The sequence below is a fragment of the Hydrogenophaga sp. genome (assembly GCF_011772445.1).
Lineage (GTDB): Bacteria > Pseudomonadota > Gammaproteobacteria > Burkholderiales > Burkholderiaceae_C > Hydrogenophaga.
This window is the reverse complement of the sequence record NZ_WVZN01000021.1, coordinates 140,829-167,697: the sequence shown is the minus strand read 5'-3', so window position 1 is coordinate 167,697 and position 26,869 is coordinate 140,829. Positions and strand designations below refer to the sequence as shown.

Annotated in this window: 22 protein-coding genes; 4 read left to right on the top strand and 18 right to left on the bottom strand. The window is 69.0% G+C overall.

Annotated features, from left to right (window positions below):
- Positions 1–6: 6 nt before the first annotated feature.
- Together GTO19_RS09305 and GTO19_RS09300 are read right to left on the bottom strand one after the other, a co-directional pair.
- Entirely contained in the window at positions 7–1,167 is a 1,161-nt protein-coding gene (locus GTO19_RS09305) for an acyltransferase (protein ID WP_291020815.1), read from the bottom strand.
- Positions 1,168–1,171: 4 nt separating this feature from the next.
- Positions 1,172–2,035 (bottom strand): cupin-like domain-containing protein, encoded by an 864-nt coding sequence (locus GTO19_RS09300; RefSeq protein WP_291020814.1) that lies wholly within the window; start codon positions 2,033–2,035, stop codon positions 1,172–1,174.
- A 176-nt stretch (positions 2,036–2,211) separates the two neighbouring features.
- Between GTO19_RS09300 and GTO19_RS09295 the strand changes: the two genes are divergently transcribed.
- Positions 2,212–3,651 (top strand): oligosaccharide flippase family protein, encoded by a 1,440-nt coding sequence (locus GTO19_RS09295; protein WP_291020813.1) that lies wholly within the window; start codon positions 2,212–2,214, stop codon positions 3,649–3,651.
- A gap of 25 nt (positions 3,652–3,676) precedes the next feature.
- On the opposite strand, the gene GTO19_RS09290 is transcribed toward GTO19_RS09295, so the two are convergent.
- From GTO19_RS09290 to GTO19_RS09220, 15 genes are all read right to left on the bottom strand, one after another.
- Positions 3,677–4,657 carry a glycosyltransferase family A protein gene (locus tag GTO19_RS09290; RefSeq protein ID WP_291020812.1) on the bottom strand — a complete coding sequence of 327 codons (981 nt, stop codon included), beginning with the start codon at positions 4,655–4,657 and terminating at the stop codon, positions 3,677–3,679.
- Positions 4,654–6,192 carry a putative O-glycosylation ligase, exosortase A system-associated gene (locus GTO19_RS09285; RefSeq protein WP_291020811.1) on the bottom strand — a complete coding sequence of 513 codons (1,539 nt, stop codon included), beginning with the start codon at positions 6,190–6,192 and terminating at the stop codon, positions 4,654–4,656. Before GTO19_RS09285 ends, GTO19_RS09290 begins: the two co-directional genes overlap by 4 nt.
- An 11-nt stretch (positions 6,193–6,203) precedes the next feature.
- Positions 6,204–7,799 carry a glycosyltransferase family 39 protein gene (locus GTO19_RS09280; protein WP_291020810.1) on the bottom strand — a complete coding sequence of 532 codons (1,596 nt, stop codon included), beginning with the start codon at positions 7,797–7,799 and terminating at the stop codon, positions 6,204–6,206.
- The gene (locus tag GTO19_RS09275; RefSeq protein WP_291020809.1) at positions 7,786–9,009 is read right to left on the bottom strand and encodes a glycosyltransferase family 4 protein; all 1,224 of its coding nucleotides are present in this window, start codon (positions 9,007–9,009) and stop codon (positions 7,786–7,788) included. Before GTO19_RS09275 ends, GTO19_RS09280 begins: the two co-directional genes overlap by 14 nt.
- Positions 9,006–10,184, bottom strand: a complete 1,179-nt coding sequence (locus GTO19_RS09270; RefSeq protein ID WP_291020808.1) for a glycosyltransferase family 4 protein — start codon at positions 10,182–10,184, stop codon at positions 9,006–9,008. The genes GTO19_RS09275 and GTO19_RS09270 overlap by 4 nt, the downstream gene beginning before the upstream one ends.
- 14 nt (positions 10,185–10,198) lie before the next feature.
- On the bottom strand, positions 10,199–11,344 hold the full coding sequence (locus tag GTO19_RS09265; protein WP_291020807.1) for a TIGR03088 family PEP-CTERM/XrtA system glycosyltransferase: 1,146 nt from the start codon (positions 11,342–11,344) through the stop codon (positions 10,199–10,201).
- Positions 11,341–13,242 carry an XrtA/PEP-CTERM system amidotransferase gene (locus GTO19_RS09260; RefSeq protein ID WP_291020806.1) on the bottom strand — a complete coding sequence of 634 codons (1,902 nt, stop codon included), beginning with the start codon at positions 13,240–13,242 and terminating at the stop codon, positions 11,341–11,343. Before GTO19_RS09260 ends, GTO19_RS09265 begins: the two co-directional genes overlap by 4 nt.
- A gap of 1 nt (position 13,243) precedes the next feature.
- Positions 13,244–14,455: a TIGR03087 family PEP-CTERM/XrtA system glycosyltransferase gene (locus GTO19_RS09255; RefSeq protein ID WP_291020805.1), complete on the bottom strand. Its 1,212-nt coding sequence runs from the start codon at positions 14,453–14,455 to the stop codon at positions 13,244–13,246.
- Between the two features lie 10 nt (positions 14,456–14,465).
- Positions 14,466–15,521, bottom strand: coding sequence for a FemAB family XrtA/PEP-CTERM system-associated protein (locus GTO19_RS09250; protein ID WP_291020804.1), 1,056 nt, complete (start codon positions 15,519–15,521; stop codon positions 14,466–14,468).
- Positions 15,514–16,380 carry an XrtA system polysaccharide deacetylase gene (locus GTO19_RS09245; RefSeq protein WP_291020803.1) on the bottom strand — a complete coding sequence of 289 codons (867 nt, stop codon included), beginning with the start codon at positions 16,378–16,380 and terminating at the stop codon, positions 15,514–15,516. Before GTO19_RS09245 ends, GTO19_RS09250 begins: the two co-directional genes overlap by 8 nt.
- A 22-nt stretch (positions 16,381–16,402) precedes the next feature.
- Entirely contained in the window at positions 16,403–17,548 is a 1,146-nt protein-coding gene (locus tag GTO19_RS09240) for an XrtA/PEP-CTERM system-associated ATPase (RefSeq protein ID WP_291020802.1), read from the bottom strand.
- 3 nt (positions 17,549–17,551) lie between these two features.
- On the bottom strand, positions 17,552–19,138 hold the full coding sequence (locus tag GTO19_RS09235) for a TIGR03016 family PEP-CTERM system-associated outer membrane protein (protein WP_291020801.1): 1,587 nt from the start codon (positions 19,136–19,138) through the stop codon (positions 17,552–17,554).
- Between the two features lie 18 nt (positions 19,139–19,156).
- Entirely contained in the window at positions 19,157–20,086 is a 930-nt protein-coding gene (locus tag GTO19_RS09230; RefSeq protein ID WP_291020800.1) for an XrtA-associated tyrosine autokinase, read from the bottom strand.
- Between the two features lie 15 nt (positions 20,087–20,101).
- The gene (locus tag GTO19_RS09225; protein ID WP_291020799.1) at positions 20,102–21,670 is read right to left on the bottom strand and encodes an XrtA system polysaccharide chain length determinant; all 1,569 of its coding nucleotides are present in this window, start codon (positions 21,668–21,670) and stop codon (positions 20,102–20,104) included.
- A 70-nt stretch (positions 21,671–21,740) separates the two neighbouring features.
- Positions 21,741–22,364, bottom strand: coding sequence for an XrtA/PEP-CTERM system exopolysaccharide export protein (locus tag GTO19_RS09220; RefSeq protein ID WP_291020798.1), 624 nt, complete (start codon positions 22,362–22,364; stop codon positions 21,741–21,743).
- Between the two features lie 261 nt (positions 22,365–22,625).
- On the opposite strand from GTO19_RS09220, the gene GTO19_RS09215 reads away from it, so the two are divergent.
- Positions 22,626–23,822 (top strand): amino acid aminotransferase, encoded by a 1,197-nt coding sequence (locus GTO19_RS09215; protein WP_291020797.1) that lies wholly within the window; start codon positions 22,626–22,628, stop codon positions 23,820–23,822.
- A gap of 92 nt (positions 23,823–23,914) precedes the next feature.
- Here GTO19_RS09215 and ygiD read toward each other — a convergent pair whose 3' ends face one another.
- A complete protein-coding gene (gene ygiD / locus GTO19_RS09210; protein ID WP_291020796.1) occupies positions 23,915–24,727 on the bottom strand; it encodes a 4,5-DOPA dioxygenase extradiol in 813 nt (270 codons plus the stop codon).
- A gap of 128 nt (positions 24,728–24,855) precedes the next feature.
- Between ygiD and GTO19_RS09205 the strand changes: the two genes are divergently transcribed.
- Together GTO19_RS09205 and rsxB are read left to right on the top strand one after the other, a co-directional pair.
- The gene (locus tag GTO19_RS09205) at positions 24,856–26,202 is read left to right on the top strand and encodes a polyhydroxyalkanoate depolymerase (protein ID WP_291020795.1); all 1,347 of its coding nucleotides are present in this window, start codon (positions 24,856–24,858) and stop codon (positions 26,200–26,202) included.
- Entirely contained in the window at positions 26,199–26,858 is a 660-nt protein-coding gene (rsxB, locus tag GTO19_RS09200) for an electron transport complex subunit RsxB (RefSeq protein ID WP_291020794.1), read from the top strand. Before GTO19_RS09205 ends, rsxB begins: the two co-directional genes overlap by 4 nt.
- The last annotated feature ends 11 nt before the right edge of the window (positions 26,859–26,869 follow it).

The window sequence follows — 26,869 nt, the reverse complement described above, 5'->3', positions numbered from 1 at the left end:
GCGTGCTCAGGACCGCAAGCGCGGCACCACCGTCCCCAGGCCCCGGCGGGCGAGCTGCCCCAGCCAGCGGAACGCCGCGCGGTACGCCTCGCGGCGCTGCTCGCCGATCTGCCCCAGCGCCCAGGTGGCCAGCAGCACACCGGCCAGCAGCGCGGCGTAGCCGGCCCAGCCCGACGCGGTCACACCCGCCGCGCGCGCCAGCACCAGCAGGCTGAAGTGGATGAGGTAGAAGCTGAAGGTGCGGTCAGCCAGCCAGCGGACGATCCGCCCCGCGCGCGCGGAGAAACCCCAGTCGGCCCCTGCGCAGCCGATGACGAAGCCGGCGAACAGCAGGGCCGTCACGTAGTCGGAGAGCACATGCACGGTGGAGCCGGGCTCGAAGGGAAACGGCGCCCGGGCCGCGATTGCCGCGTACAAGGCACGCGAGGCCTCGTCGGTGGCCGCGCGCGCGCCCGACAGGAAGAAGGCCGCGTAGGCCAGCGCGCACAGCAGCATCAGCGTGCGCGCCGGCCAGCGGCCCGGCCGCAGCGCGCCCAGGTGGCGGCAGAGGAACACCCCCAGGCACCACGCCGGCAGCAGCATCAGCACGGCCGGCCCCATGAAGACCAGCACCACCAAGAGCAAGGGCCAGCGCCACCAGCCCCGCGCGTACACGAACACGCCGAACAGCGCGTAGTACCAGACCTCGTAGGCCAGCGACCAGTACGGCTCCATGCTGAAGGGCTGCCAGGAACCGAACCAGCCCTCACCCAGGAACAGCCAGTGGTACGGCGGCACCAGCGCCGCGTGGGGGTACTGCCAGGCATAGCCCGCGTAGGCCTCGGGCCCGATGCGCAGGCCGATGGAGTCCAGCAGCAGCGCCAGCAACACGGCGGGAATCGCCACGGAGTAAATGCGCGAGAGGCGCGCCAGCGCGTAGTGCCCGGCGCTGCCATGGCGCGAAAGCGTGCTGTAGGCGATGACGAAGCCCGAGATGACGAAAAAGGCGATCACCGCGTCATCGGCCGAGCGGTGCCAGGTGAGCGACAGCGCCTCGGGCGCCAGGCCCAGCACCACCGAATGGCCCACGTAGACCGCGAGCGCGGCCAGCACGCGGCACAGGTCGAGCCAGATCGACAGGGATGGGGAGAGCGTGGTGGCGGCGGCGGGTGGGCTGGCGGCAGACATGCGCTCAGTATCCACGCCAGCCAGCCCAGGTGCGCCAGGCTTTGGCTTTCAGCGCGTCGCGGCCGGGGTTCACGCCCACCGGGCCCGGGCCCATGCCCACGCGCCGCAGCACCTTGCGCGCCCGCTGGTTGAAGTTGAGCGCGTCGCGCCAGTCCACGGTCTGCGGTGTGTTGAAGATGATGGACATGGAGATCGACACGTCGTCGGGCCCGTTGTGCACGTGGTGGCCGGACACGAACGGGATGTGCAGCGCCTGCCCGGGCTCGAACCAGTAGCGCGTGCTGATGGCGTCCTTGTCGGGCGTCCAGGGCAGCTGCGTGCTCACGTAGGAGACGTAGTTCTCGCGGTCGGGCGAGGTCACCACACGCTCATCCCAGGGGTCGGACACGGTGACCCACTTGCTGCCGCGAAACTGCATCAGGAAGGTGGAATAGCGGTCGATGTGGAACGGCGTGACGCTGTTCGGCGATGCGATGAAGAGGTAGAGCTTGGGCGAGATGGCCTTGTCGCCCACACCGCGTTCCCACATGAGGGACTGCACGTCGTGGATGAGGTCCTGGTAGATCTCCGCGAAGCTCTCGTCCACCTGCGGCGAGTTGACCATGATGTAGCTGTCGGACTCGCGGATGGTCTCGATGGTTTCCGCGACCGAGCGGTCCAGCGGCCGCTGCTTGAAGGTCTTCTCGAAGTTGTCTTCGGTGGCCAGGCGCCGCGTGGCGTACATCACCTGCCCTGGCGGCAGCCGCGGCAGCACGCGGCACAGGCTCTCCAGCGACAGGGCCGGATGCCCCATCAGCTTGTGCCCGCAGACGAACGATCCGCGGTCGACGAGTGACGCGTCGACACTGTCATCGAAACAGCGCAGCATGCCGAATCCTCCTGCGGCCCGATGGCCACATTCCCCTCCAAGCCCTGGCTCCGTCGCATCCGCGCCTCTGTGGACGCGTGTTTTGCGGCATTCTGCTCGCCACCCCGGTGGCTGCCAAGGGGTACCGCCCCGGGTTCCCGCAGAATGCCGGGTTTCGCATCCTTCCAAGGCAGCGCGTGAACTCCACCCGCAAGAAATTCGGTTTCCAGCTGATCTTCAGCAACGCGGAAGTCGCCGGGCACCTGGTGCTGAGCATGGTGCTGGCCCGTCTGCTGGACCCGGACGACATCGGCGTCTATTCCATGAGCGCCGTGCTGGTGGCCGTGGCCCACCTGTTCCGGGACTTCGGCGTCACCGCCTTCATCAAGCGGCAGAAGGAACTGAGCGAGGACACCCTGCGCTCCGCCCTGGGCGTGGTGATGTGCACCTCATGGACCATGGCGCTGGTCATGTTCCTGAGCGCGCCGCTGTGGTCGGGGTTCTTTGGCGAGCCGCGCGTGGAAAACGTGGTGAAGGTGCTGGCCATGGGCTTCGTGCTCATCCCCTTCGGGGCCCTGCCCGGCGCCATCCTGGTGCGCAACATGGAGGTGGTGCGCACCGCCAAGGCCGGGATGATCGCGCTCAGCGTCTATTTCACCGTGTCCATCGTGCTCGCGCTCAAGGGCTTTGGCCACATGACCATGGCCTGGGCCAGCCTGATCAACATCGCCACCCACATCACCGCCGTGCGCCTGCTGTCGACCACGAAGACGCCCTGGATCCCGGGGTTCCACAACTGGGGCCGCGTGGCCAACTTCGGCGTCGGCGCCATGATCACCTCGGCCCTGACGGCGATCGACAACGCCATCCCCGACATCGCGCTGGGCCGACTCAGCACGCCCGCCAACGTGGGTTTCTTCAGCAAGGCCAACTCCACCATCAACATCGCCAGCAGCGGCGTGATGCCGGCGGTGAACTACTTCGCCCTGCCCTACATGGCGCGCCTGCACCACGGCCAGGGCGACGTGGCGGCCGAGGTCTGCCGCGTCACCTCCTACCTGGCCACGCTGCTGCTGCCGGCCATGGCCATGACGGCGCTGCTGGCCAACGAGGTGATCTACCTGCTCTATGGCGCCAAGTGGCTGCCCAGTGCCGTGGCCGTGCCGTGGCTGTGCATCTCGGCCGGCCTGGGGGTGCTGTTCTCCTTCGTGCCGGCGGCGCTCATGGGCATCGGCAAACCCTACGTGGCCGGCCTGCCCATGCTGCTGTTGCTGGGTCTCAAGGCCGTGTTCATCGTCCTGCTCTTCGACGGAACCCTGCAGAGCTTTGCGGAGGCGATGGTGGCGGCGCAGGTGCTCACCCTGCCCTTGGGCCTGTGGATCCAGTACCGCTACCTGGGCATCGCGCCCCGGCGCTGGCTGGCCATGGCCGCGCCGGTCGTGGGTCTGACGCTCACGCTGCTGATCAGCATGCTCGCGCTGAAATGGGCGCTGCCGCCCCTGCCGGCCTGGGCCATGCTGTTGGCGCTGGGCCTGCCGGCGGCGATCGGCTGGGCGCTGCTGCTGCGGCTGTTCGGCCTGCCGGTGTACGAGGAGCTGCGCACGCTGTATGTGCGCTGGCGCCAGAGCCGCGTCTGAGCGCCGCTCGCCGCTCCCCAGGCGCTCAGCTGCGCTCGATGGGGCTGGGCGCCGCGGTGACGCGGCGCAGGCGCTTGAGCTGGCTCAGCATCCAGAACGCAGCCGCCCGGTGCATCAGGCAGCCGCGACGGAAGGCTTGGGCGAACTCGCGCGCCGCGACGGCGGGGTCGCCCGACCAGTAGTGGGTGTAGCCATGGTCGAAATGCGCGCGGCCTAAGCGGTAGCGGTAGTGCAGCCGGGGCAGCCGGTGCCCGTCGGGGTCGCTCAGGCCCCAGCGTTCGCGGGCGCGCTCCAGCAGCTCGGCCAGGTGGTTGCGTTCGATCATCTTGTGCATCGCGCTGGCGGGGTGGATGCGGTAGATCGCCATCACGGCCGAGAAGCCCTGGATGCGCGCGTGGCGCGAGCAACGCAGCCAGAAATCGTAGTCCTCGCCGCGCTCCATGCTTTCGTCGAAGCCGCCGGCCGCCTGGTACACCTCGCGGCGCATCAGCGGCGTGATCATGCCCAGGGTGCAGCCCATCAGGATCTGCGTGTACATCCAGCCGTGCCAGTCCGGGTTGGGCCGCGCCAGGGTCTGCGCATCGGGAAAGTGCGCGGACGGGTCGGGCCAGGTGCCATCGGGGCCGGGTCGCCAGCGATGGATCTCACCGAACACGATGCCGAGGTCCGGGTGGGCCTCCAGGTACTCCACCTGCATCTGCAACTTGCCCGGCACCCACAGATCGTCGGCGTCGATGAAGGCGAAGTAACGCCCGCGCGCCTGCGCCATGCCGAGGTTGCGCGCGCGCGAGACGCCACCGCGCGCGCCCTCGATCACGCGCACGCGCGGGTCGATGCGCTCCAGCGCGGCGTAGTCACCGTCGCTGGAGCCGTCGTTGATGACGACGAGTTCCAGGTCCTCGTACGACTGCGAGAGCACGCTGTCGATGGCGGCGTGGATGTAGCGCATGGCGTTCCACGCCGGCATGATCACCGAGACCGTCGGCTCCCGCAGGGCAAGGCTCACGCGGCGCCCCCCACGTACGTGGCGCGACTGGCGCGGGCCTGCGCCCGCTCATGTTCGCTCAGGCGCTGGCGCAGGTGCACCTGCAGCACGGCCATCAGCATGACCATGAGGTAGGCCACCTCGAGGTAGGCCACGCTCACGGCAGCGCCGCCCACGAGGTACGCCATGACAGCGAGCATCAGCATGTCACCCAGGTCACGCGCCCAGACGAAGTCGGGGCCCAGGCGGGTCGCCATGCGCTTGACCGAGAAGCGGGCCAGCAGCGGCATGGAGAAGATCAGGAGGTAGAGGAACAGGCCGAGGAAGCCCAGGTCGCCCATGACTTCGAAGTACACGCTGTGGGCGGCCTTGGCCAGCACGAACTCGGGCGGCGGCATGTTGAGGAAGTCCAGCAGGCTGGGGGCGGTCTTGAACTGCTCCCACACGTACTGCACCTGCACGGCGTGAAAGCCTCCGCCGAAGAAGGGGTGCTCCAGCGCCAGTGCCGAGCTGATCTTCCAGGCGTGCACGCGGCCCATGAAGGAGTCGTCCTCGTTCGCCTCTCCGATGGTCTCCAGGCGGCTCACCACCGAATCGGGCACGAACTGCCACAGCAGCAGGCCCAGGGCGGCCACGATGAACAGCGTGCGCCAGCGGTGGCGCGAGGTGAGGATGAGCCAGAAGGCCACCACCGCCAGCGCCACGAAGCCACCACGCGAACCGCCGCCCATGATGGCCAGCACGATGATCACGAACAGCGCCAGGAAACCCCAGCGCGCGAAGCGGTGCACGGAGTGCAGGTAGAGGTAGTAGGCGATGGGCAGCACCATGGCCAGCGCCGTGGACAGGTGGTTGCGGTCGTACAGCATGCTGCCGGCCGGGCCATACATGTTGTGCGAGCCGCCCGAGACCACGGTCTTGAGCCCTTCGATCATGCCGTGCAGGCCCAGGCCGAAGACCACCACCAGCAGCATCATGTGCATGTGCATGCGCGACTGCACGAACATCGGCATCAGCATGCTGAAGATCAGCCCCTTCATGAGGATGTCGTAGTACTTGGCGTTGTTGCCGTTGCCACCGTAGCCCGTGAGCCAGGCGATGGTGGCGTGCAGCAGGAAGACCAGGTAGAGCGCGACCGCCCAGTTGAAGCGGTACTGGCTCCAGTCCACGCGCCGCAGCACCACCAGCAACAGCGTGATACCGGCAAAGATGAAGTTCACGCGCGCGCTGGCCATGAAGCCGAACAGAAAGCCCGTGGGGATCATCGCGGACGTCCAGCCCCAGAGCATGTAGGCGTTGAAGGGGCGCAGGAAGGCCAGCGGCACCAGGGCCAGCATGGCCAGGGCGAAGAACAGGTCACGCACCGGAACGCCCCTTGCGCGGTCCATTGCCTTTGCCCTGCGGCGGTTCGGCCGGGGCCTGGGCGTCGTGCACGCGGTACGGTACTGGAAATAGCCCAGGTCATCGGGCCTGGGGTGTTTGGGGTCGAGCTTGTAGACGCGCCAGCACAGGTAGGTCATGCAGGCCACGTCGAACATGAAGATGAGGGCTTCCATGCGGTGGTGCTTCAGTTGACGGTGATCGTGCGGTCGATCATCTTGAGTTCGATTTCCAGCGGCCGGGGGTTCGGGTTCACGGGGCCCTTGTTGCGCAGGATCACGAGTTCGGTCTCGTGGGCGCGGTGATTGGCGGGCGTAGGGATGCGCGCCACCTCTTCGAACTGCGGACCGGCCATGAGGTGCTCGAACCGGCGCATGGCCTCCAGGTCGGACCAGAAGCCGGGTTGCATCACGACATAGTGCACGCCTTGATCGTTGATCAGTTGGCCGAGTTCCGCCTCGTCCAGGGATTTTTCCTCGACGCCGAGTTCGCGCCGCACGGCCACGCGCAGCAGGATCTTGTCGGCACGCATCACGCTCAGGTCGCGTCGGTCCTCGCGCGCGCGCAGGTTGAAGATGAAGGAGCCATCGCGGTAGCCCGAGAACAGCACCACGCTGTGGCGCGGCGCCAGGCGAGCGATCTGGTCCACCACACGCGCGTAGCCGTCCACGTAGGGGACCGGGCGCCACCACAGGGTGATGGCGCCAGTGGACAGCACCAGCGCCGCCAGGGCCCCGTGGCCCGCCAGATGCGGCAGCGCGTCCTGCACAGCCCAGACGGCGACGAAGGCCACGGGCATGAGGAGGAAGACGCTGTGGCGCGCCTCCTTCAGGTCGATCAGCGAAAAAAACACGTAAGCCACCACGAACCAGCTCAGCCACAGGCCCCACCAGGCCAGCGCGGCGCGCTGGCGCCAGGCGTGCCAGGCGCCCCATCCCGCCGCCACCAGCAGGGGCCAGCCGATCTGCGCAGGCAACTGCTTCAGGTACCACAGCCAGCCCTCGACGCTCCAGCGCGGGGCCACGGCGTCGGCCACACCGGAGAGGGACTGCACGTTCGCCTGCCCGAATTTCAGGGTCATGACGATGACCGGGGCAAGGCCAATGAGCGTGAGCGCGGCGATGGACCAGTGGTGGCGGCTGCGCAGCAGACCCGGGCCCTGTTCCCGCGCCAGCACGAACAGGTACACCAGGCCCACGAAACCCACCGTGATCTTGGTGGTCATGGCCAGCACCAGCAGGGCCGCGGCCAGGTACAGCAGGCCGATGCGCCCGCTGCGCCGGTGCTCGACGAAAGCCACCGCGCTCCACACCAGGAAGGCGTAGGCCGGCACCTCGGTCATCACCTGTCGGCCCCACAGCGCGATCTCCGGCAGCAGCACCATGAGCAGCGCGAAGGCGAGCGCCGGCAGCGGATCGAGCCAGCAGCGTGCCAGGCGCCAGCAACCCAGGCCGAAGGCGAAGTAATGAAGGAAGACCACCCCCAGCGCCACCTCGTGCGAGACGCCGAACAGCGCGTAGAACGGCGCGGTCAGCAGGTACAGCAGCGGCGGGTAGAACAGGATGGTGAGCGCGGGGTATTGCGCGTAGTAACGATAGGCGTAGCCCGTCGGGTCCTGCCAGGGGAGATCGCGCAGCAGGTCGGTCACGAAGGCGGCGTTGAGCGCGTGGCGCGGGGCGTCGCTCCACCAGAAGGCCCCGCCGCGCGGCGACTGCCACCACAGCAGCGCCAGCACCGCGATCAGCACGGCGCTCGCGAGCACCCAGGAACTACGCGATTTCATGTCCTTGTCCTCGCGCCACGGGAGGTTCGTGCCTGATCACCGAGCGGAACAGATCGAGCTGCCCCTGGGTCGTCTCCTCCCAGGAGAACCGCTCCGCGTGCCGGCGCACCGCCTCACGCGCCGGCAGTGCCGCCATGAGCGCCTGCCACGCCTCGACCAGGGAGGCGGCGTCGCGCGCGCGCATCAGGCGGCCGGCGTCCGGCGTGCTCACCACCTCGGGCGTGCCCCAGATGTTCGTGGCGATCACGGGTGTACCGCAGGCCATGGCTTCAAGCAAGACGTTGGCCCAGCCCTCGCGGCTGCTGCACAGGGTCAGCACGTCGGCGGCGGCGTACCACCACTTCAGCTCGGCCTGCGGCACCACGCCGGCGAAGCGCACGCGCTCGGCCACGCCCAGTCGCGCGGCCAGGGCCTCCAGCTTCGCCCGGTCAGGGCCCGAGCCGGCAATCAGCAGCGTGACGCCGGGCAGTTGCGTGAGCGCCTCGATGGCGATGTGGTGGCCCTTGCGTTCGATCAGCAGGCCCACGGAGAGCAGGTAGCGCCCGTCCACCGGCAGGCCCAGGCGCTCGCGCGCGAGTTCGCGCGGCTCGGGCACGAAGCGCTCCAGGTCGACGCCATTGCGCAGCACGTGCAGCTTGGACGGCTCGCCGCCCAGATCGCGCAGCGAATCCATGAGCGCCTGGCAGACGCCGATGGAGCCGCTGGCGCGCGCGGCGGTGTCCAGGATCAGGCGGCGCGGGTAGGCGTATTGGGGGATGAGGTTGAGGTCGGTGCCGCGGGCCGTCACCACGAAGGGCTTGCCCAGCCACTTGGCCAGCAGGCCGGCGGCCACGCCGTCGGGGTAGTAGTAGTGGGCGTCGATGAGGTCGAAGTCAAAGCCCTCGCGCTGGATGCGCTTGAGCAGCGGCAGCGCCGCGAGCGCCATGGCCCAGGGCGCCAGGTTCATGCCCACCTTGGGCAGCAGCAGGTAGCGCGGGTGGAACACCTCCAGCCCGTTGCGCTGCTCATGCCGGGGGGTGGCGGCGAACTGCGCGTATTCGCCGAAGCGTTTGGCGGTGGACGGGAACCAGGGCACGGGCGCGACCACCTTGGCCTCGACCTGGCCGCTCTTCACCAGCTCGCGCAAGCGCGTCTCGACGAAGATGCCGTGAATGGGACGCACGCTGCTGGGAAACAGCGAGGAGAAGAGCAAGACCTTGATCGGCTTCATGCGACCGCCCTGCCCTGCGCCGTTCGGGCCGCCTGCGCCAGCGCCACCGCGCGCCGCGCGTTGCCCACCCAGGTGAGCTGCAGGCGCTCGATGGTGTGGGCCGAGCCCTCGCCCAGGCGCTCGCGCAGCGCGGCGTCGCGGCACACGCGGGTGAGCGCGGCCTCCAGCGCGCCTGCGCCCCGCTCTTCGAACAGCAGCGCGTTGAGTTCGTGCGTCAGCACTTCCATGAGGTTGGGCGTGGCCGGCGCCACCACGGCCTTGCCCAGGGCCAGGTACTCCATCAGTTTGAGGGGCGAGGCGTAGGACGTGACGGCGGGCTGCAGCGCGATGTCGAAGGCCGCCACGTGCGCGGGCACGGCGTCGCGGTGCACCACGCCGGTGAAGGTGACGCGGCTGGAGAGCCCGAGGCGCGCGGCCTGCGCCTCCAGCGCGCCGCGCACCGGGCCGTCGCCCACCATCAGCAGGTGGGACTCGGGCGGCGCGTCGGGCGTGGCCATCCAGTCGATGATGCGGTCCACGCCGTGCCATTCGCGCACGAAACCGGTGAAACCCAGCACCAGGCGGCCTTGCAGGTTCAGGCGGCGCTTGGCCTCGTCGCGCGCGGGCGCTTCGTCGAAGTGGGCGCGGTTGATGCCGTTGGGCACCACGTGGATGCGCTCGGCCGGTACGCCATAGGCCTTCACGTGGCCCGCGAGCACGGCCGTCACCGGCAGCACGGCGTCGGCCCCGCGCCAGGCGGTGCCCTCGGCCCAGCGCGCCAGGCGCTTGAGCGACAGGCCGCCGCTGTGCTGTTCGCGCTCGTATACCAGCGGGGCGTTCACCTCCAGCAGCAGCGGCAGGCCCAGTTTGCGCTTGGCCATGAGGCCGGCCAGCAGGAACAGGTTGTAGCGTTCGTAGATGACGTCGGGCCGGAACTCGCGCGCGGCGGCCACGAGCTTGCGGTAGGCCACCACGCTGTAGCCCAGTTCCATGAGCTCGTAGAGCGCGCGCGGCAGCACGGCCTTGAGGCGGTGCACCCAGCCCACATCGTCGCCCATGCGGCCTTCGTCGCCGCCGACCGCGGGGGCGACGATGCGCACCTCGTGGCCCAGGCCGCGCAGGGCCTCGATCATTTCCTCGATGTGCACGGCCTGGCCGTCCTTGCTGGCGGTGCGGTGGTGGTAGAGGATGCGCATGGGGCGTCGGGCGATCAGGCGATCTGCAGGCGCGGCGCCGCATCGCGCGCGAACAGCGCGGCGTAGGCGTCGACCATGCGGTCGATGGAATAGTGTTGCTCGGCGCGCTCGCGAGCGGCGCGGGCCAGCCGCTGGGCGAAGGCGCTGTCGTCGTGCAGGCGGCTCAGCGCGCTGGCCATGGCGCCCTCGTCGTCCGACGGCACCAGCAGGCCGCTCACGCCGTCGTCGAACACGTCGGGCGTGCCGCCCACGGCGGTGGCGAGCACGGGCTTGCCGCTGGCCATGGCCTCCTGCAGGGTGCAGGAGGTGCCTTCGGCCTGCGACGGCAAAACGAAGACATCCAACGCGCGCAGGATGTCGGCCACGTCGCTGCGCGCACCGGGCAACCAGGCCAGTTCGCGCAGGCCGGCCCCGTCGAGCTCGCGCTCGACCTCGGCGCGCAGGGGGCCCTCGCCCACGATCACCAGGCGCGCATGGGCGGCCAGCTCGGGCCGCTCGCGCAGCCAGCGCACGAAGGCGCGAGCCAGCAGCGGCTGGTTCTTCACGGTCATGAGGCGGCCCACGGTGCCCACCAGCCAGTGGCGGCCGGGCTCGAAGGGGCAGCCGTCGATGGCGGGGGCGGGACCGGGCGAAAAGCGCCGCGTATCCACGCCGTTGCCGACGAGCCGGCGTTTCGACGCCGGCACACCCACCGCCTCGCCCAGGTAGCGGTCCAGGTCGGCCGACACCGAGACGAAGCGGCTCACGAAGGGCGCGTAGGCGCGGCGCAGCCAGCGGTACTTGGGGTTGCGGCCTTGCGGGTCGTGCGCGTCCCAGCCGTGTTCGACGTGGATGCGCCAGGGCACGCCCGCGGCCCAGGCCACGGGCACCACCTCCAGCGGCGCCAGATTGCAGGTGTGCAGCACGTCGGGGCGGATCTCGCGCAGCAGGCGCCAGATCGCCGGGTACTGCCTGAGCGCGTGGCCGGGCGGTTTGTCGAGCGCGATGAAGCGCACGCCCTCGCGCTCCACGCGCTGGCGGAAGTCGCTCACCGTGGTCAGCGAGAGCACCACGTGCTCGAAGCGGTCGGCCGGCAGGCGGTTGATGAGCTGCACGATGACGTTCTCCAGTCCACCGATGTCGAAGCGGTAGACCACGTGAAGGACGCGCAAACGCTTCACACACTTACCTCATGCCGGCGCAGGAAGGCCTCGAACATCATCAGCATCCACAGCGGCGTGGCGTGGTCGCTGGTGCCGCGCTGGTGCTCGTCCACCAGGCGCTGCAGGCGGCCGGCCTCGAAGTAGCCGGCGTCGCGCAGGCGCTCGCCCAGCACGGCTTCCTTCACGCGGCCGGCCAGCGGGCCGCGCAGCCAGTCGGCCAGCGGCACCGAAAAGCCCATCTTCGGGCGGTACAGCACGTCGTGCGGCAGCATGGGCTCCATGGCGCGCTTGAGCAGGGCCTTGCCTTCGCTGCCATCGATCTTGAGGTGGCTGGGCAAGGTGGCCAGCCACTCGATGAGTTCGTGGTCCATCAGCGGCTCGCGCACCTCCAGCGAATGCGCCATGCTCGCGCGGTCCACCTTGGTGTTGATGTCGCCGACCAGCCAGGTCTTGTAGTCCAGGTACTGGATGAGCGCCAGCGGGTCGTCGGTCTGCGCGTGCTCGGCGTGGTGCGTGAAGACGTCGAGCGCGCTGTAGCCGTCGAGCTGGCGCTTGAAGCCCGCGTTGAAGAGCGCGCTGCGCTGATCGGCGCGCAGGTGCGACATGCTGTGGTGGTAGGCCTCCACACTGTCCATGGCCAGGGCCTGGAAGGTGGTCTTGGCGCGCAGCGGGCGCGGCGCCCAGTCGGCCTTGGGGTAGATCTGGCCGAGCGGGCCGAAGACCGGGCGGCGCAGGCCCAGCGGCAGGCGCCGGCGCAGGGCCTCTTCGCCCAGGTGCAGGCGGTAGCGGCGGTAGCCACCGAAGCTCTCGTCGCCACCGTCGCCCGACAGGGCCACGGTCACGTGCTTGCGGGCCATCTGGCACACGCGGTAGGTGGGAATGGCCGAGCTGTCGGCGAAGGGTTCGTCGTACAGCCAGGCCAGGGTGTCGATGAGGTCGAAGTCTTCGCTGCCCACCACGTCGAGCGTGTGGTCGGTGCGGTAGCGCTCGGCCACCATCTTCGCGAAGTCCGACTCGTTGAAGCGCGGGTCGTCGAAGCCGATGGCGCAGGTGTGCACCGGCGACTCGGACAGCCCGGCCATGCTGGCCACCACGGCACTCGAATCCACACCGCCCGAGAGGAAGGCGCCCAGCGGCACGTCGGCGATCATGCGCAGGCGCACCGATTCCTTCAGGCGTTCGCGCAGCTCGGCCTGGGCGTCGGCCTCGCTGATGGGGTTGTCGGTGGTGAAGCGCACGTCCCAGTACGGCTGGGGCTCGGGGCGCGCCGGGCCGCCGCGGCGCAGCGTGAGGGTGTGGGCCGAAGGCAGCTTGTGCACGCCCTGGTAGATGCAGCGCGGATCGGCCACGTAGCCGAGCGAGAAGTACTCCTCCACCGCCAGCGGGTCGATGCGGCGCTGGAAGGCGGGGTGCGAGGTGACGACCTTCAGTTCGGAGCCGAAGACGAAGCTGCCGTCGGGCAGCCAGGCGTAGTGCAGCGGCTTGACGCCCAGGCGGTCGCGCGCAAGGAAGAGCGTCTGCTGGTGCCGGTCCCACAGGGCAAAGGCGAACATGCCGCGCAGGCGCTGCACGCAGGCCGGGCCCCAGGCGCGCCAGGCGTTGACGATGACCTCGGTGTCGCTGCGGGTGCGGAACTTCAGACCCAGCGAGCGCAGCTCGGGCACGAGCTGCTGGTAGTTGTAGATCTCGCCGTTGAAGACGATGGCGACGCTGCCGTCTTCGCTGAACAGGGGCTGGTCGCCGGTGGACAGGTCGATCACCGCCAGGCGGCGGTGGCCGAAGGCCAGGCCGGGTTCCAGGTGCAGGCCGTCGCCGTCGGGCCCGCGGTGCGACTGCACGTCGTTGATGCGGCGCATCAGCGCGGGGTCGAAGGGGCGCAGACCCACGGGGTCGAACAGGCCGGCGATGCCGCACATATCAGTGTTTCTCCCCGGTGTTGGGCAGCCAGGCCGTCAAGCGGTCGAGGTTGGCCTGCCAGCTGAAGTGCTGGACGACGTGCTCGCGCGCCGCCGCCCCCAGGCGCTCGCGCCGCGCGGGATCGGCCAGCCAGGCGAGCACGCCCTGCACGAAGCAATCGGCCTCGTCGCAGCGCCACAGGCCCTGCTCGGCCGTGGCGCCGATGGGCTCGGCGCAGGAGGAGACCGTGATCACGGGCTGCCCCATGGCCATGGCCTCCAGGATCTTGTTCTGGATGCCCCGCGCCACGCGCAGCGGTGCGACCACGGCGGCGGCGTGCTGGAGGTAGGGCTCCACCTGGGGCACGGTGCCGGTGATGCGCACCGCGTCGCTGGCCAGCGCCTGCACGGCCGGCGTGGGGTTGCGGCCCACGATCCAGAAACTGGCGCGTGGCTCGCGCTCGCGGATGCGCGGCAGCACCTCGGTGGCGAACCACTGCACCGCGTCCACATTGGGCCAGTAGTCCATGGCGCCGGTGAAGACGATGGCGCGCTCGTCCGCGGCGAAAGGCGACGGCAGCGCCGGGTTCGGACGGAAGCGCTCGGCGTCCACGCCGTTGCCCGCGGCTTCCACGCGGCCGCGGCAGTCGGGCGCGAGCGAGTCGAAGAGATCCACCTCCTGCTGCGTGACGAGAAAGCTGCGGCGCGCGGCCAGGGCCATGGCGCGTTCGTGCGCGAGCAGGCGCCGGCCTTCGCGGCGAAACACCCAGGACATGGGCCAGCGGTGCGCGGGCGCGTACTGCGTCCACTTGGCCGAATCCACGTCCACCAGGTCGACCAGCATGGGCACCTGGGGCAGCAGTTCGTGCGCGTACGGCGCCATGGTGGAGGAGAACACCACGCTGGCGACGGGCCGGTGCTCGGCCGCCACCTGCCGCACCCAGCGGCGCAGGCCGGCGTGGTGGTAGTAGGCGAGCGACTGGGCCTCGCCCGTGAGCAGCGCGCGCGCGCTGGCCAGCTTGCGCCAGCGCGGGTTCAGGCGCGCGACGTAAAGGTCGGGGCACAGGGCGCGCAGGGCGTCCAGGTGCGCCTCGTCGGCGGGGTCGTCGATGAAGGTGGCCAGGAAGACGCGGTGCTTGCGCTGCAGGTGGCGCAGCAGGTGGTACGAGCGCACCTTGTCGCCCTTGTCGGGCGGGTACGGCATGCGGTGGACGAGGTACAGCAGCGGTGTCATCGCCCAGCCCTCATCCCAGACTTCTGACGATGTGCGGGCCGAGCCAATTGGCCACCGGCAGCGGCAGCCGGCGCCACGCCTCGATCATCAGCCGGTACTTCGGGTTCGCCGGGTTGTTCTGCGGGATGCCCTCACGCTTGTACAGGCGGTACTCGTAGTGCAGCGGCGTGGGCTCGAAGCCCCAGTTGCGCTTGAAGGCGTACGGGCCGGTGCCGACCTTGCTGCGGCCGTAGTCGAAGACCTTGAGGCCACGCGCGCAGGCGCGGCGCATGAGCTCCCAGTACTTGAAGTCGTTGGCGGCCAGGTCGCGCGCGGCCGGGTCGTCGCCGGCGAAGGTGGGCAGCACCTCGTCGCGGAAGTAGAAGCTCATCACGCTGGTCAGCGGCTGCCCCTCGGCAGAGGTGACGGTGAGCACCTCGCAGTCGTCGCCGAAGGTGTCGCGCAGGGCCTGGAAGTAGCGGCGCGAGAGCGCGGGCGTGCCGTGGCGGTGCACGTTGCTGGCGTAGAGCGCGAAGAAGCGGTCCACACCGGGGTCGATGTGCGAGACCAGCCCGAGCTTGATGCCCTTGCGCACCATGGCGCGCTGCTTGCGCGGAATGGCCTGCATGTTGGCCTCTTCCGTGGGCTCGATGGGCTTGCGGAAGGTGACGTAGAGCTGGTCCTGGGCGGGCCAGTCGGGGTGGCGCCGCTCGATGTGGCGCAACTCCAGGTGCTCCACGCCCAGGCGCTGGGCGATGGCCTGGGCCTCAGCCTCCAGCGCGGCGCGGGCTTCGTCGTCAATCGCGGCCACGCCCCCATAGGCGGCGAACGGCAGGCTGCACAGCGAGTGGCCGAACAGGCGGCTGTGCACGCGAGCCAGCGGCAGCACGCCGCGGGTCCGGCCATTCGACTCGGCGTAGAGAAAGTGCGTGTCGTGGCGCAGCACCTCGCGGGTGATGCGTTCCCAACCCGCGCGGTGGAAGAAGGTGGCCTCGGCACAAGCCGTGACGAAGGCGTCCCAGCGCGCCACCTCGTCGGCGCGGCTGCCGTCGAGGCGGTGGATCGTCAGCGCCGTCGCCTCAGGCAAGCGCCACCTCTGCCTGCCGGCGACCCAGGAAGATCTGGTCCATGCGGCCCCAGGGCAGGTCCTTCAGGAGCCGGCGCAGCTTGGCCTCGTTGCGCTCGATGTTCACGTAGTGGCGAAAGCGTGTCTTGAGGTCGATGCCGGGCACGCGGGGCTGCTCGGCGTCGATCTCCCAGGGGTGGAAGTAGAAGATGGCGGATTCGCCGTCGCGACGGTTCACCGATTCGATCATCCAGCGCGACAGGCTGTAGGGCAGCAGGCGGAAGTAGCCGCCACCGCTGGACGGCAGGTTGCGGCTGAACACCCGCAGCGTGGTGGGCGGCACCTCGATGAGGCCTTCGCGCACCGTGTGCATGAAGCGCGGCGCGTCGGGTGAGCCGTAGTGGTCGTGGCGCACAGGGTAGATGCTGGAGCTGTAGCGGTGGCCTGTGTCGGCCAGCACGTCCAGCGCCCAGAGGTTGCCGTCGCCAATGGAGAAACTGGGCGCGCGGTAGCCCAGCACCTCCACGCCACCGGTGTCTTCGAGCAAGCGCTTGGCGCGCACCACGTCGTCGCGGAAGTCGGTCGGGTCGAGATCGCTCACACGCTGGTGGCCGTAGCCGTGGCTGGCGAGTTCATGCCCCTGTTCGACGATGCGGCGCACCATGGCCGGGTAGCGCTCGGCCACCCAGCCCAGGGTGAAGAAGGTGGCCTGGGCGCCCTCCTCGGCCAGGATGGCGAGGATGCGGTCCACGTTGCGTTCGACGCGGCACTCGCAACTGTCCCAGTCGCTGCGGCGGATGTAAGGCGCCATCGCGGAGACCTGGAAGTAGTCTTCCACGTCGATGGTCAGCGCGTTCTTTCGATCGGTTTTCATCAACATGAGGGCCCTCCCTGACCTGCTCTCAACCCGGCGTCTCGCCGGACGGGCCGCTCGACGCACCGTTGCCGTTGCGCCCTTTTCGGGCACCCGCGACGATGCGCCGCAGCGAACTGAGGATTTCCAGGCTGATGCGTTCCTGCCGCAGCACGCTGCGCTCGATGCGCAGCAGCCGCGCGCTGAGCTGCTCCGCCGCCACCTGCGTGAGCTGCTCGGACATGCCCTCGACCGTGCTCGGGTCGATGTCGAGGTCCAGCGGCTCGACCTGGTCGGTGAGCGTGGGCGGCAGGCCGCGCGCAGGCCGCTCGGCCAAGGGTCCCCAGCGCTCGGTGTCGAGCGTGGTGCGCGTCGGCGAGGCGGCGGCTTCGGCCTGGGCCTCGTTGACGACATCGTTGAAGGCCTCGATGCTGAGGTGCGGCGTCTCGGCCAGGAAGCCCTGCAGCAGCAGCCGGTCCATCAGCAGGTTGATGCGGCGCGGGATGCCGCCGGTCTCGTGGTGCAGCTGCGCAAAGATGGCCTCGTCGAAGCTGGGCTTGTCGGTGGCGCCCGCGCATTTCAGGCGGTGCTCCACGTAGCCCCGCGTGTCTTCCTCGTCCAGCGGGCCCAGGTGGCAACGCGCGGTGACGCGCTGGCGCAGTTGCAGCATGCGCGGGCTCTGCAGGATGTCGCGGAACTCCGGCTGGCCGATCAGGAAGGTCTGCAGCAGGGCCTGGTCGCCGAACTGGAAGTTGGAGAGCATGCGCAGCTCTTCCACGGCCTGCGGCTGCAGGTTCTGCGCCTCGTCGACGATGAGCAGGCAGCGCTTGCCTTGCGAAACCTGGGTGATGAAGTAGGCCTCCAGGGCCATGAGCATGTCGGCCTTGCCATTGCTCTTGACCGACACGCCGAAGGCGCCGCACACGAGCTTGAGCGCGTCCTCGGCGCCCAGTTGGGTGCTCACCAGCTGCGCCGCCACCACCGAGCCGTTTTCCAGGCTGTCGAGCAGGTCGCGCACGATGGTGGTCTTGCCGGCACCGACCTCGCCGGTGATGACGATGAAGCCCTCGCCGCGCATCACGCCGTACACGAGGTACGAGCGCGCGCGCCGGTGGGGCTTGCCCGAGAAATAGAAACGCGGGTCGGGGTTGAGCTGGAACGGCTTGCTCTTGAGCCCGTAGAAGGCTTCGTACATGGGTCAGAACCGATGGGAAACCATGGCCTGGATGGCCGTTTCCCGGTAGGGGAAGGTTGCGTCGAAGGCCGAACGGCGCAGCAGCAGCACGCCGGTGGTGCGGGCGCTCAGGCGCGAGGTCAGCCCCAGGGTGATCGAATCGAGGCGGTTGCGCAGGTCGGTGCCCACGCCCTCGTTCTTCTGGCTCTGGTAGATGATGCTGGCCGCCGTGCGGGGCGAAAGGCGGTGCGCGTAGCCCACCATCCAGCCCGTCTCGAGGATCTCGCCGGCGAGGCCGAAGTCGTCGCTGGAGGCCAGGCCGGTGTTGAGCTGGTTCGAGCGCGTGCGGTTGATGGCCGCCGTGAGGGCGCCGCGGCTGAGCAGCATCACGAAGGACAGTTCCTGGGTGCGCTGCTCGGTGACGAAGGAGGTGAGGTAGCCCGGGAAATCGGTGAGGTCGCCAGGCAGGCCCAGGCGGTCGAGCTCGGACTGCACGCGCTGGGCGCGCTGCACGGGGTCGGGGATGGAGCCGCCGTACAGGGCGTCGAGCAGGCCCGACAGCGTGGTGTTCTCGTCGCCCAGGCCGAACTGGCTGGTGGAGATGTCGCGCGAGTCCGTGAAGCGCACGACCGAACGGCGCATCTGGTATTCCAGCTGCAGGTTGTGGTCGTGGCCGAAGAAGCGCTTGTTGGCCCCCAGGGCGATGCGTGCGTTCTGGGTAGGCCGCCAGTCGAAGCCGCCGCCCCAGGTGGAGTAGGACTCCATGTCGGTCGTGAGCAGGTCGTTGGATTCGCGGCCGCCCTGGGCAAAGACCAGCAGCGTCGGCGTCAGCGCGTAGTTCAACTGACCAATCACCTGTTGCAGCCGGACCTCGCGGCCCAGGCTGTAATCGAAGTCGCTGCGCGACGCCTCCAGCGCCCAGCCCAGGCGCGACAGCCCTTCGCTGCTGCCCAAGCGGGCCGAGACCGTGCTCTCGTCGATGTCGGAGCGGGTGTCGGCCTCGGTGCGGGAGGTGAAGCGGCTGTAGCGCAGTTCGTAGTCGACGGCGTCGTTGAAGCTGCCGCGCAGGTACGGCGACACGCGGAACTGCTTGGTCTCCGACAGGTTCGGGCGCTCGAAATCCCCGGCCGGCTGCACGTCGAACGCCGAGATGCGGCTGCGCCCGATGTTGCCGTTGAACTCGACGAAGGCGGTGTTGTTCCAGGCGTCGAGCAGCAGGTCGGCGGTGAGGCCCTGCAGGTGGTCCTCATCGCCCACGCCGCGCGCCTGGTACAGGGCACTGAGCGAGTAGTCCACGCTGCCGGTCAGGCGCGGCAGGTTGAACACGGCCATCACCGATGCGCCCAGTTCGGTGGTCCACTCGGACTGGCGGTCGGTCGGCGTGAGCAGGTAGTTGTCGGAATACCACTGGCGCGCGAACACACGCGGCTCGATCCACACACGCGGCGGCGGGCCTTGCGGCGTGATGGACTCCTGCCCTTCGGTGGTGGCCGGCACCTCCGCGGGCACTTGCGCACGTGCCATCGCCGCCAGCGCCAGGGCCGCCAGGGCCACGGCACTCAATCGCAGAGGCCGCCGGCGCAGGGTCGAGGAGCTCGTGGTCAGGCGCATGGTCTGTCTCGTGTCCGCTCAGGTGGTGGTGTCCGCCGCAGCCGCGGCCGGTTCGGCGCCGTAGCCGTATCCATAGCCGTAGGAGTTGCGCTCCTCTTCGCGGACCTGGTTGAGCACCATGAGCTTGATCGGGCAGTTCTCGATGGTCTCCAGCGCGTGGCGCACCTGGGCGCGCTGCGTCTGGCCGGCCTGTACCACCATCACGATCTGCCCCATGTGCGTGGCCAGCACGCGCGACTCGGTGGTCATCAGCAGCGGCGGCGAATCGAAAATGATGATGCGCTCAGGGTAGCGGCGGCCCATCTCTTCCACCAGCGCACTCATGGCGTCGCTGGCCAGCAGCTCGGTGGCGCGCGGGTGCGGCGTGCCGCTGGGCAGCAGGGTGAGTTTGTCGATGTTGGTGCGCAGCAGCGCGTCGGACATTTCGGTCTGGTTGGCCAGCAGCAGGTCGAGCAGACCCGGCCCCGAGGGCAGACCCAGCGTCTTCATGATCGATGGCCGCGAGACGTCGGCGTCGACCAGCAGCACCGTGTGGTCGAGCTCCATGGCCATGCTCATCGCCAGGTTGATGGCGGTGAAGGTCTTGCCCTCGCCGGCCATGGCGCTGGTGACCATGATGCGGTTGCCGTGGGTCACGGGCGCCGCGCCCTTGCCCATGGCGTTGGTCAGCAGCGGGCGCTTGATGACGCGGAACTGCTCGGCGGTGAGCGAGCGCTGGGCCTTGGGCGTCACGAAGCCGGCCTCGGTGAGCGCGTCGAGGTCGAGCTGGACCACCCGGGAGTTGCTCTGTGGGCGCTGGGGCTGAGCAGGCGGCCGCGGCGTGGCCACCGGCGCGCGTGCGGCACCCGCCGCCGATGCCGGCACGGCCTCGGGCATGTCGGGCACATCGGCCCCGGCCTGCCTCAGCTGCTCCAGCCGTTGTGCTGCTTTTTCGATCAGACTTGCCATCTGTTCACGCCCCGATCACACGGATGATTGGTGAATGGACAGGGCCACCATGCCCAGCCCGAACAGCAGCACCAGCGCGCCGATCGCGACGATCAGCCGCAGCATGCTGCGCCCCTGGCGGTGACGGATCACCTCGTTGCGCACCTGGGTGACCACGCCCAGCAAGGGCAGATCGACCGAGGTGCGCAGGCCTGCGGCGTCGAAGTACACCGGCCGCAGATTGCTCACCATGAGCGCCACCGCCACGCCGGCACCGAGCGCCAGCAACAGCACGCCAGGCAGCAGCACCACGCGGTTGGGCGCCACCGGGCGGCGCGACACCTGCGGAGGCTCCACCACCCGGAACTGGGCCACGTGCGAATCGCTCTGCAGCTCGTCGCTCAGTGCCACGGTTTCGCGGCGGGCCACGAGGTCTTCGTAGTTCTTGCGGTGCACGTCGTAGTCGCGGTTGAGCTGGGCCAGCTCGGCCTCCACCTGCGGCGCCACCTTGGCCTGCTCGCGCACGCGGGCCGCGCGGCCTTCGTACTCGGCCACCCGGGCGCGCAGCGAGGCCACCTGCACCTCGGTGGCCGCGAGGGTGCGCGACATCTCCTGCATCGCCGGGTTCGCGTCGGGCATGGGCCGCCCGCTGGCCTCGGCCTGCTGGGCGCGCTTGCGCAGAACCTCGACCTCGCGCGCCTTCTGCTGCTCGAGTTCGGCGATGAGCTTGCGCGTGTTCTGCACGTCCGGGTGCTGCTCGGTAAAGCGCTGCAGCAGGCCGTCGAGGCTGCGGCGCAGCACGTCGATGCGGGCGTCGATCTCGGGCGTGGCGAAGGTCTGGGCAGGCACCGTGGCGGCGGCGTTGCGGGCCGCCGAGCGCGCCTGTTCCAGTTGAAGGCGCGCCGCCTCGCGCGCGCTCTCGGCCTCGCGCAGCTCGAGCCTCGCCTGGCTGAGCACGGTGCTGATTTCGGCCATGCGCCCGGCCATGTCGATGCCGCCCTGGGTCTGCATCTCGATGTGGCGCAGGCGGAAATCCTTCAGGCGCGTTTCGGCCTCGGTCAGCTTGCTCTCGTAGTTCCGGATCTGCTCTTCGATGAACTTGCGGGCGTTCTGCGCGTCAGCGGTGTAGGCCCCCGCGCGCGAGGCGATGAAGGTTTTCATCAGCGCATCGACCACGTGCAGCGCGAGCTGCGGGTTCTCGTCGCGGTAGGAGATGGTGTAGAGGTTGTCGCGACCCGTGGAACGCAACTGGATGTTGCCCATGATGCGGCCGACCATCGCGTCGCGCTCGGCCTTGTTGGCCAGCGGCACGCCGAGGTCCTCGGTCTGCACCAGCTTCTCGATGGTCGGGCGGCTGATGAGCGTGCGGCCCAGCATGGCCACCTGCTGCTCCACGTCGGGCTGGATGGTGAGGCCCGCCATGAGCGGACGCAGGATCGATTGCGTATCGACGTACACCCGGGCCGACGCCTCGAAGCGGTCGGGGATGAACATCACGGCGGCGGCGCCCAGCAGGGCCACGGCCCAGGCCACGGCCACGCCGGTGCGGCGGTACAGCCACATGCCGCGCAGCGCGTTGGCGAGTTGGTGAATCAGTTCGTGCATGCGGATTCCGGGACGATCGAAGCGAGCGCGGTCACCGCCGGGGCGACGGTGACCAACCGGGCTGGCTCAATCAGAACCAACCTTGGGGAATGATCAACACGTCGCCGGGCAGCATCTCGACGTTGGCCGAGATGTCGCCGCGTTTGACGAGGTCGTCCAGGCGCACGCTGTAACGCTTGTTGCCTTCGGCGGCGCGCACGATGGTGGCCTTGTTGCCGCTGGCGTATTCCGTGAGGCCGCCGGAGGCGATGAGCACGTCCATCACGGTCATCTTGTGGCGGAACGGCAGGGCCTGGGGCTTGACCGCCTCGCCCACCACGCGCACCTGCTCGCTGTGCGAACCGACGAAGTTGGTGACGATGACGGTGACGACGGGGTCACGCACGTACTTGCCCAGTGCCTTCTCGACGTCGCGGGCGATTTCCTGCGATGTCTTGCCCTGCGCCACGAGCTCATCCACCAGCGGGGCCGAGACCTTGCCGTCCGGACGAACCGGCACCACGGCCGACAGCTCCGGGTTGCGCCAGACGCTGATGGACAGCGTGTCGCCCGGGCCGATGAGGTAGTTGTACGAGGCGGCGCTGGACGCCACCGGAGGCGCGGGGGGATACGAACCGCCGCTGGCGCAGCCGGCCAGGATGGCCGCTGCCGCCAACATGGCCACGCGGAAGCGGATGGACGTATGTTTTTGCATGCTCACGGCCTCCAAAGAAGGGACAAGTGTTAATAAAAGTAAACAGTCGGCGACTATACCCCAGCACCCTATGGCGAACCACCTTGACGCCTCTGTAAAGTCATTCAATCGGGGGACACCATGCAGTACTGCACGCGCAGTACATCATGAGGACCGAAAGCAAGTCAAAGGTCGACATGCGTCAAAGTCGCGACCCCCCCGGTCCAGCGGTGAGGTCGGGCCTAGAATTCCGGGTTTTCCACCCCCAACCACAGCCTCGACATGAGCCTCTTCTCCGCCGTTGAAATGGCCCCCCGCGACCCGATCCTGGGTCTGAACGAACAGTTTGCCGCCGACAGCAACCCCGACAAGGTGAACCTGGGGGTAGGGGTGTATTTCGACGAGAACGGCAAGCTCCCGCTGCTGCAGTGCGTGCAGGCCGCGGAGAAGGCCATGATGGACAAGCCCGCCGCGCGTGGTTACCTGCCCATCGATGGCATCGCCGCCTACGACAACGCCGTCAAGGGCCTGGTGTTCGGTGCCGACAGCGAACCGGTGAAGAGCGGCCGCGTGGCCACGGTTCAGGCCCTGGGCGGCACGGGCGGCCTCAAGATCGGCGCCGACTTCCTCAAGCGGCTGAACCCCGCAGCCAAGGTGCTGATCAGCGACCCGAGCTGGGAGAACCACCGCGCGCTGTTCACGCAAGCCGGCTTCGAGGTCGGCACGTACACCTACTACGACGCCGCCAGGCGCGGCGTGGACTTCGAGGGCATGCTGGCCAGCCTGAAGGCGGCCGCGCCCGGCACCATCGCCGTGCTGCACGCCTGCTGCCACAACCCCACGGGCTATGACATCACGCCCGAGCAATGGGACCGCGTGATCGAGGTGGTCAAAGCGGGCCGCCTCACGCCCTTCCTGGACATGGCCTACCAGGGCTTCGGCCACGGCATCGCCGAAGACGGCGCGGTGATCAGCAAGTTCGTGGCGGCCGGTCTGGTGTTCTTCGTCTCCACCTCGTTCTCCAAGAGCTTCAGCCTCTACGGTGAGCGCGTGGGCGCCCTGTCGGTTCTCTGCACCGACAAGGCCGAGGCCGACCGCGTGCTCTCGCAGCTCAAGATCATGGTCCGCACCAACTACTCCAACCCGCCCATCCATGGCGGCGCGGTGGTGGCCGCCGTGCTCACCAACCCCGAGTTGCGCGCCCTGTGGGAGAAGGAACTGGGCGAGATGCGCGTGCGCATCAAGGCCATGCGCCAGCAACTGGTGGACGGCCTGAAGGCCGCGGGCGTGAAGCAGGATATGGGCTTCATCACCGACCAGATCGGCATGTTCAGCTACTCCGGCCTCACCAAGGACCAGATGGTGCGCCTGCGCAGCGAGTTTGGCGTCTACGGCACTGACACCGGCCGCATGTGCGTGGCCGCGCTCAACGGCAAGAACATCGGGCACGTCTGCCGCTCCATTGCGGCGGTCCTCTGACCAGAGGCAGTACCCGAGGGCACCACGGAACCGGCTTTGCCGGGCCGTCGGTGCCGCCCCCTGTCAGGGGGTCGCGCGAAGCGCGGCGGGGGTCATCCCCAGATCACTGAGCGCATGGATATCGCGGCGGCCTGGAAGCCCTCGTTGAAGAACTCGACGTGCTCGTCCGGGTCCGCCGCGCCAGCCGCGTACAGCAGCGGCAGGTAGTGGTCCCAGCTGGGCTGCGACAGCTTCGCCATCTCGCCCTGCGACTGGAAGTCGGCCAGGGCGTCCGCGTCGCCCGCCTGGATGAGCCCGGCAATGTGGGTGTCGAAGTCCACCGCCCAGTCGTAGGCCTGGTTGTCGGGCACGTCGCGGCGCATGACGCGCAGGTTGTGCACGATGTTGCCGCTGGCCACGATCAGCACGCCGCGCGAGCGCCAGTCCTTGAGCTGGCGGCCGATGGCCAGGTGCTCGGCGGGCGGGCGACCATAGTCCATGCTGAGCTGCACCACGGGGATGTCGGCCTCGGGAAACAGGGGCTTGAGCACCGACCAGGCGCCATGGTCGAGGCCCCATTCGCCCTCGTCGATGCCGACCTCGCCCTGCTGCTCGGGCAGCGTCAGTGACTGGGCGATCTCCCGCGCCAGCCCGGGCGCGCCGGGCGCGGGGTACTGCTGGTCGAACAGCTCCTGCGGGAAGCCGCCGAAATCGTGGATGGTGCGCGGCCGGTCCATGCCCGTGAGCCACCAGCCATGGGTGAGCCAGTGGGCCGACACGCACAGGATCAGGCGCACACCGGGCGCGCGCTGGCGCAATTGCGGCCCCAGCGCCTGCCAGGTGCGGCGCCAGTGGTTGTCCTCGATCGCGTTCATGGGGCTGCCGTGGCCGACGAAAAGCACCGGCAAGCGATGGGGGGTGTTCATGGCAGGAATTGTCGGTCAGGGGGGTTCACAAAGGCGACAGCTAGGGTCTTTACCTGCGTGTTCTCCCCACATCGGGGTCATTGGCATCCTGCTACATTGCACCGCAACATTTCACGGAAGTGTGAATCATGCTGTACCAACTTTACGAATCCCAGCGCTCGATCATGGAGCCCTTCGCCGATCTGGCCGAAGTCGCCTCGCGCATGTTCAGCAACCCCCAACTGCCCTTCGCCCAATTGCCCATGGCGCAGCGCATCTCGGCCGGCTACGACCTGCTGCACCGCCTGGGCAAGGACTACGAAAAACCCGAGTTCGGCATCCGCACCGTCGACGTGGACGGTGTCAACGTGGCCATCCACGAGCGCGTGGACATCGACAAGCCTTTCTGCGAGTTGCGCCGTTTCAAGCGCTTCACCGACGACCCGAACACCCTGACCAAGCTCAAGGGCCAGCCCGTGGTGCTGGTGGTCGCGCCGCTGTCGGGCCACTACGCCACGCTGCTGCGCGACACGGTGCGCACCCTGCTCAAGGACCACAAGGTCTACATCACCGACTGGAAGAACGCGCGTCTGGTGCCCCTGTCCGAAGGCGAGTTCCGACTGGACGACTACATCAACTACGTGCAGGAGTTCATCGGCCACGTGCAGGGCATCTACGGCAACTGCCACGTGATGAGCGTGTGCCAGCCCACGGTGCCGGTGCTGGCGGCGGTGTCGCTGATGGCCAGCCGGGGTGAGAAGGTTCCCCTGTCCATGACGATGATGGGCGGCCCGATCGACGCCCGCAAATCGCCCACGGCCGTGAACAACCTGGCCATGCAGCGCAGCTACGAATGGTTCGAGAACAACGTCATCTACCGCGTGCCGGACAAGTTCCCGGGCGCCGGGCGGCGCGTGTACCCGGGCTTCCTGCAGCACAGTGGCTTCGTGGCCATGAACCCTGATCGCCACGCCTCCAGCCACTACGACTACTTCCAGGACCTGGTCAAAGGCGACAACGACAGCGTCGAGGCGCACCGCAAGTTCTACGACGAGTACAACGCCGTGCTCGACATGGACGCGGACTATTACCTCGACACGATCAAGACCGTGTTCCAGGACTTCGAACTCGTCAAGGGCACCTGGGACGTGCGCAACGAACACGGCAAGCTCGAGCGCGTGCGCCCTCAGGACATCACCAACTGCGGCCTGCTGACCATCGAGGGCGAACTCGACGACATCTCCGGCGCCGGCCAGACGGCCGCGGCGCACGCGCTGTGCACCGGCATCCCGAAAGCGCACCAGATGCACTACGAGGCCAAGGGCGCGGGCCACTACGGCATCTTCAGCGGCCGGCGCTGGCGCGAGATGGTGTACCCGACGGTGAAGGCCTTCATCGCGGCGCACCAGGTGCGGCCGGCGGCGAAGGCACCTGCCCGGCCCGCTGCAAAGGCCCCCGCCCGGCCCGCGGCCAAGGCCCGCGCCAGGAGCGCATGAACGAGCTCGCCCGGCGCATCGACGACGCCCTGCCGCAGACGCAGTGCCAGCGCTGCGGCTACCCCGATTGCGCCAGTTACGCGCAGGCCGTGGCCGAGGGCGAGGCCGGCATTCACCAGTGCCCGCCCGGCGGCGCCGAGGGCATCGCCCGCCTCGCGGCCATCACCGGGCGCCCCGTGCTGCCATTGAGCCGCGAGCACGGCATCGAGGGCCCCGTCACCGTGGCCGTCATCGATGAGGACTGGTGCATCGGTTGCACGCTGTGCATCAAGGCCTGCCCCACCGACGCGATCGCCGGCGCCAACAAGCGCATGCACACCGTGATCGAGCCGTACTGCACCGGTTGCGAGCTGTGCATCCCCGTGTGCCCGGTCGATTGCATCTCGCTGGAGAACGTCAGTGGCGAGCGCACGGGCTGGGCCGGCTGGTCGCGCGCGCAGGCGGCCATGGGCAAGGCGCGCTACGGCGCGCGGCGCGAGCGCCTGGCGCGCGAGGCGGTCGAGCACGGCGCTCGCCTGGAGGCCAAGGCCGAAGCCAAGCTCGCCGATCTGGCAGCGGCCTCGGCCATCACCGACCCCAGGACGCTGGACAGCAAACGCGCGGTGATCGAAGCCGCGCTGGCCCGCGCGCGGGCCAAGCGCCAGACCGGCGGCTGATCCGGCGGCCC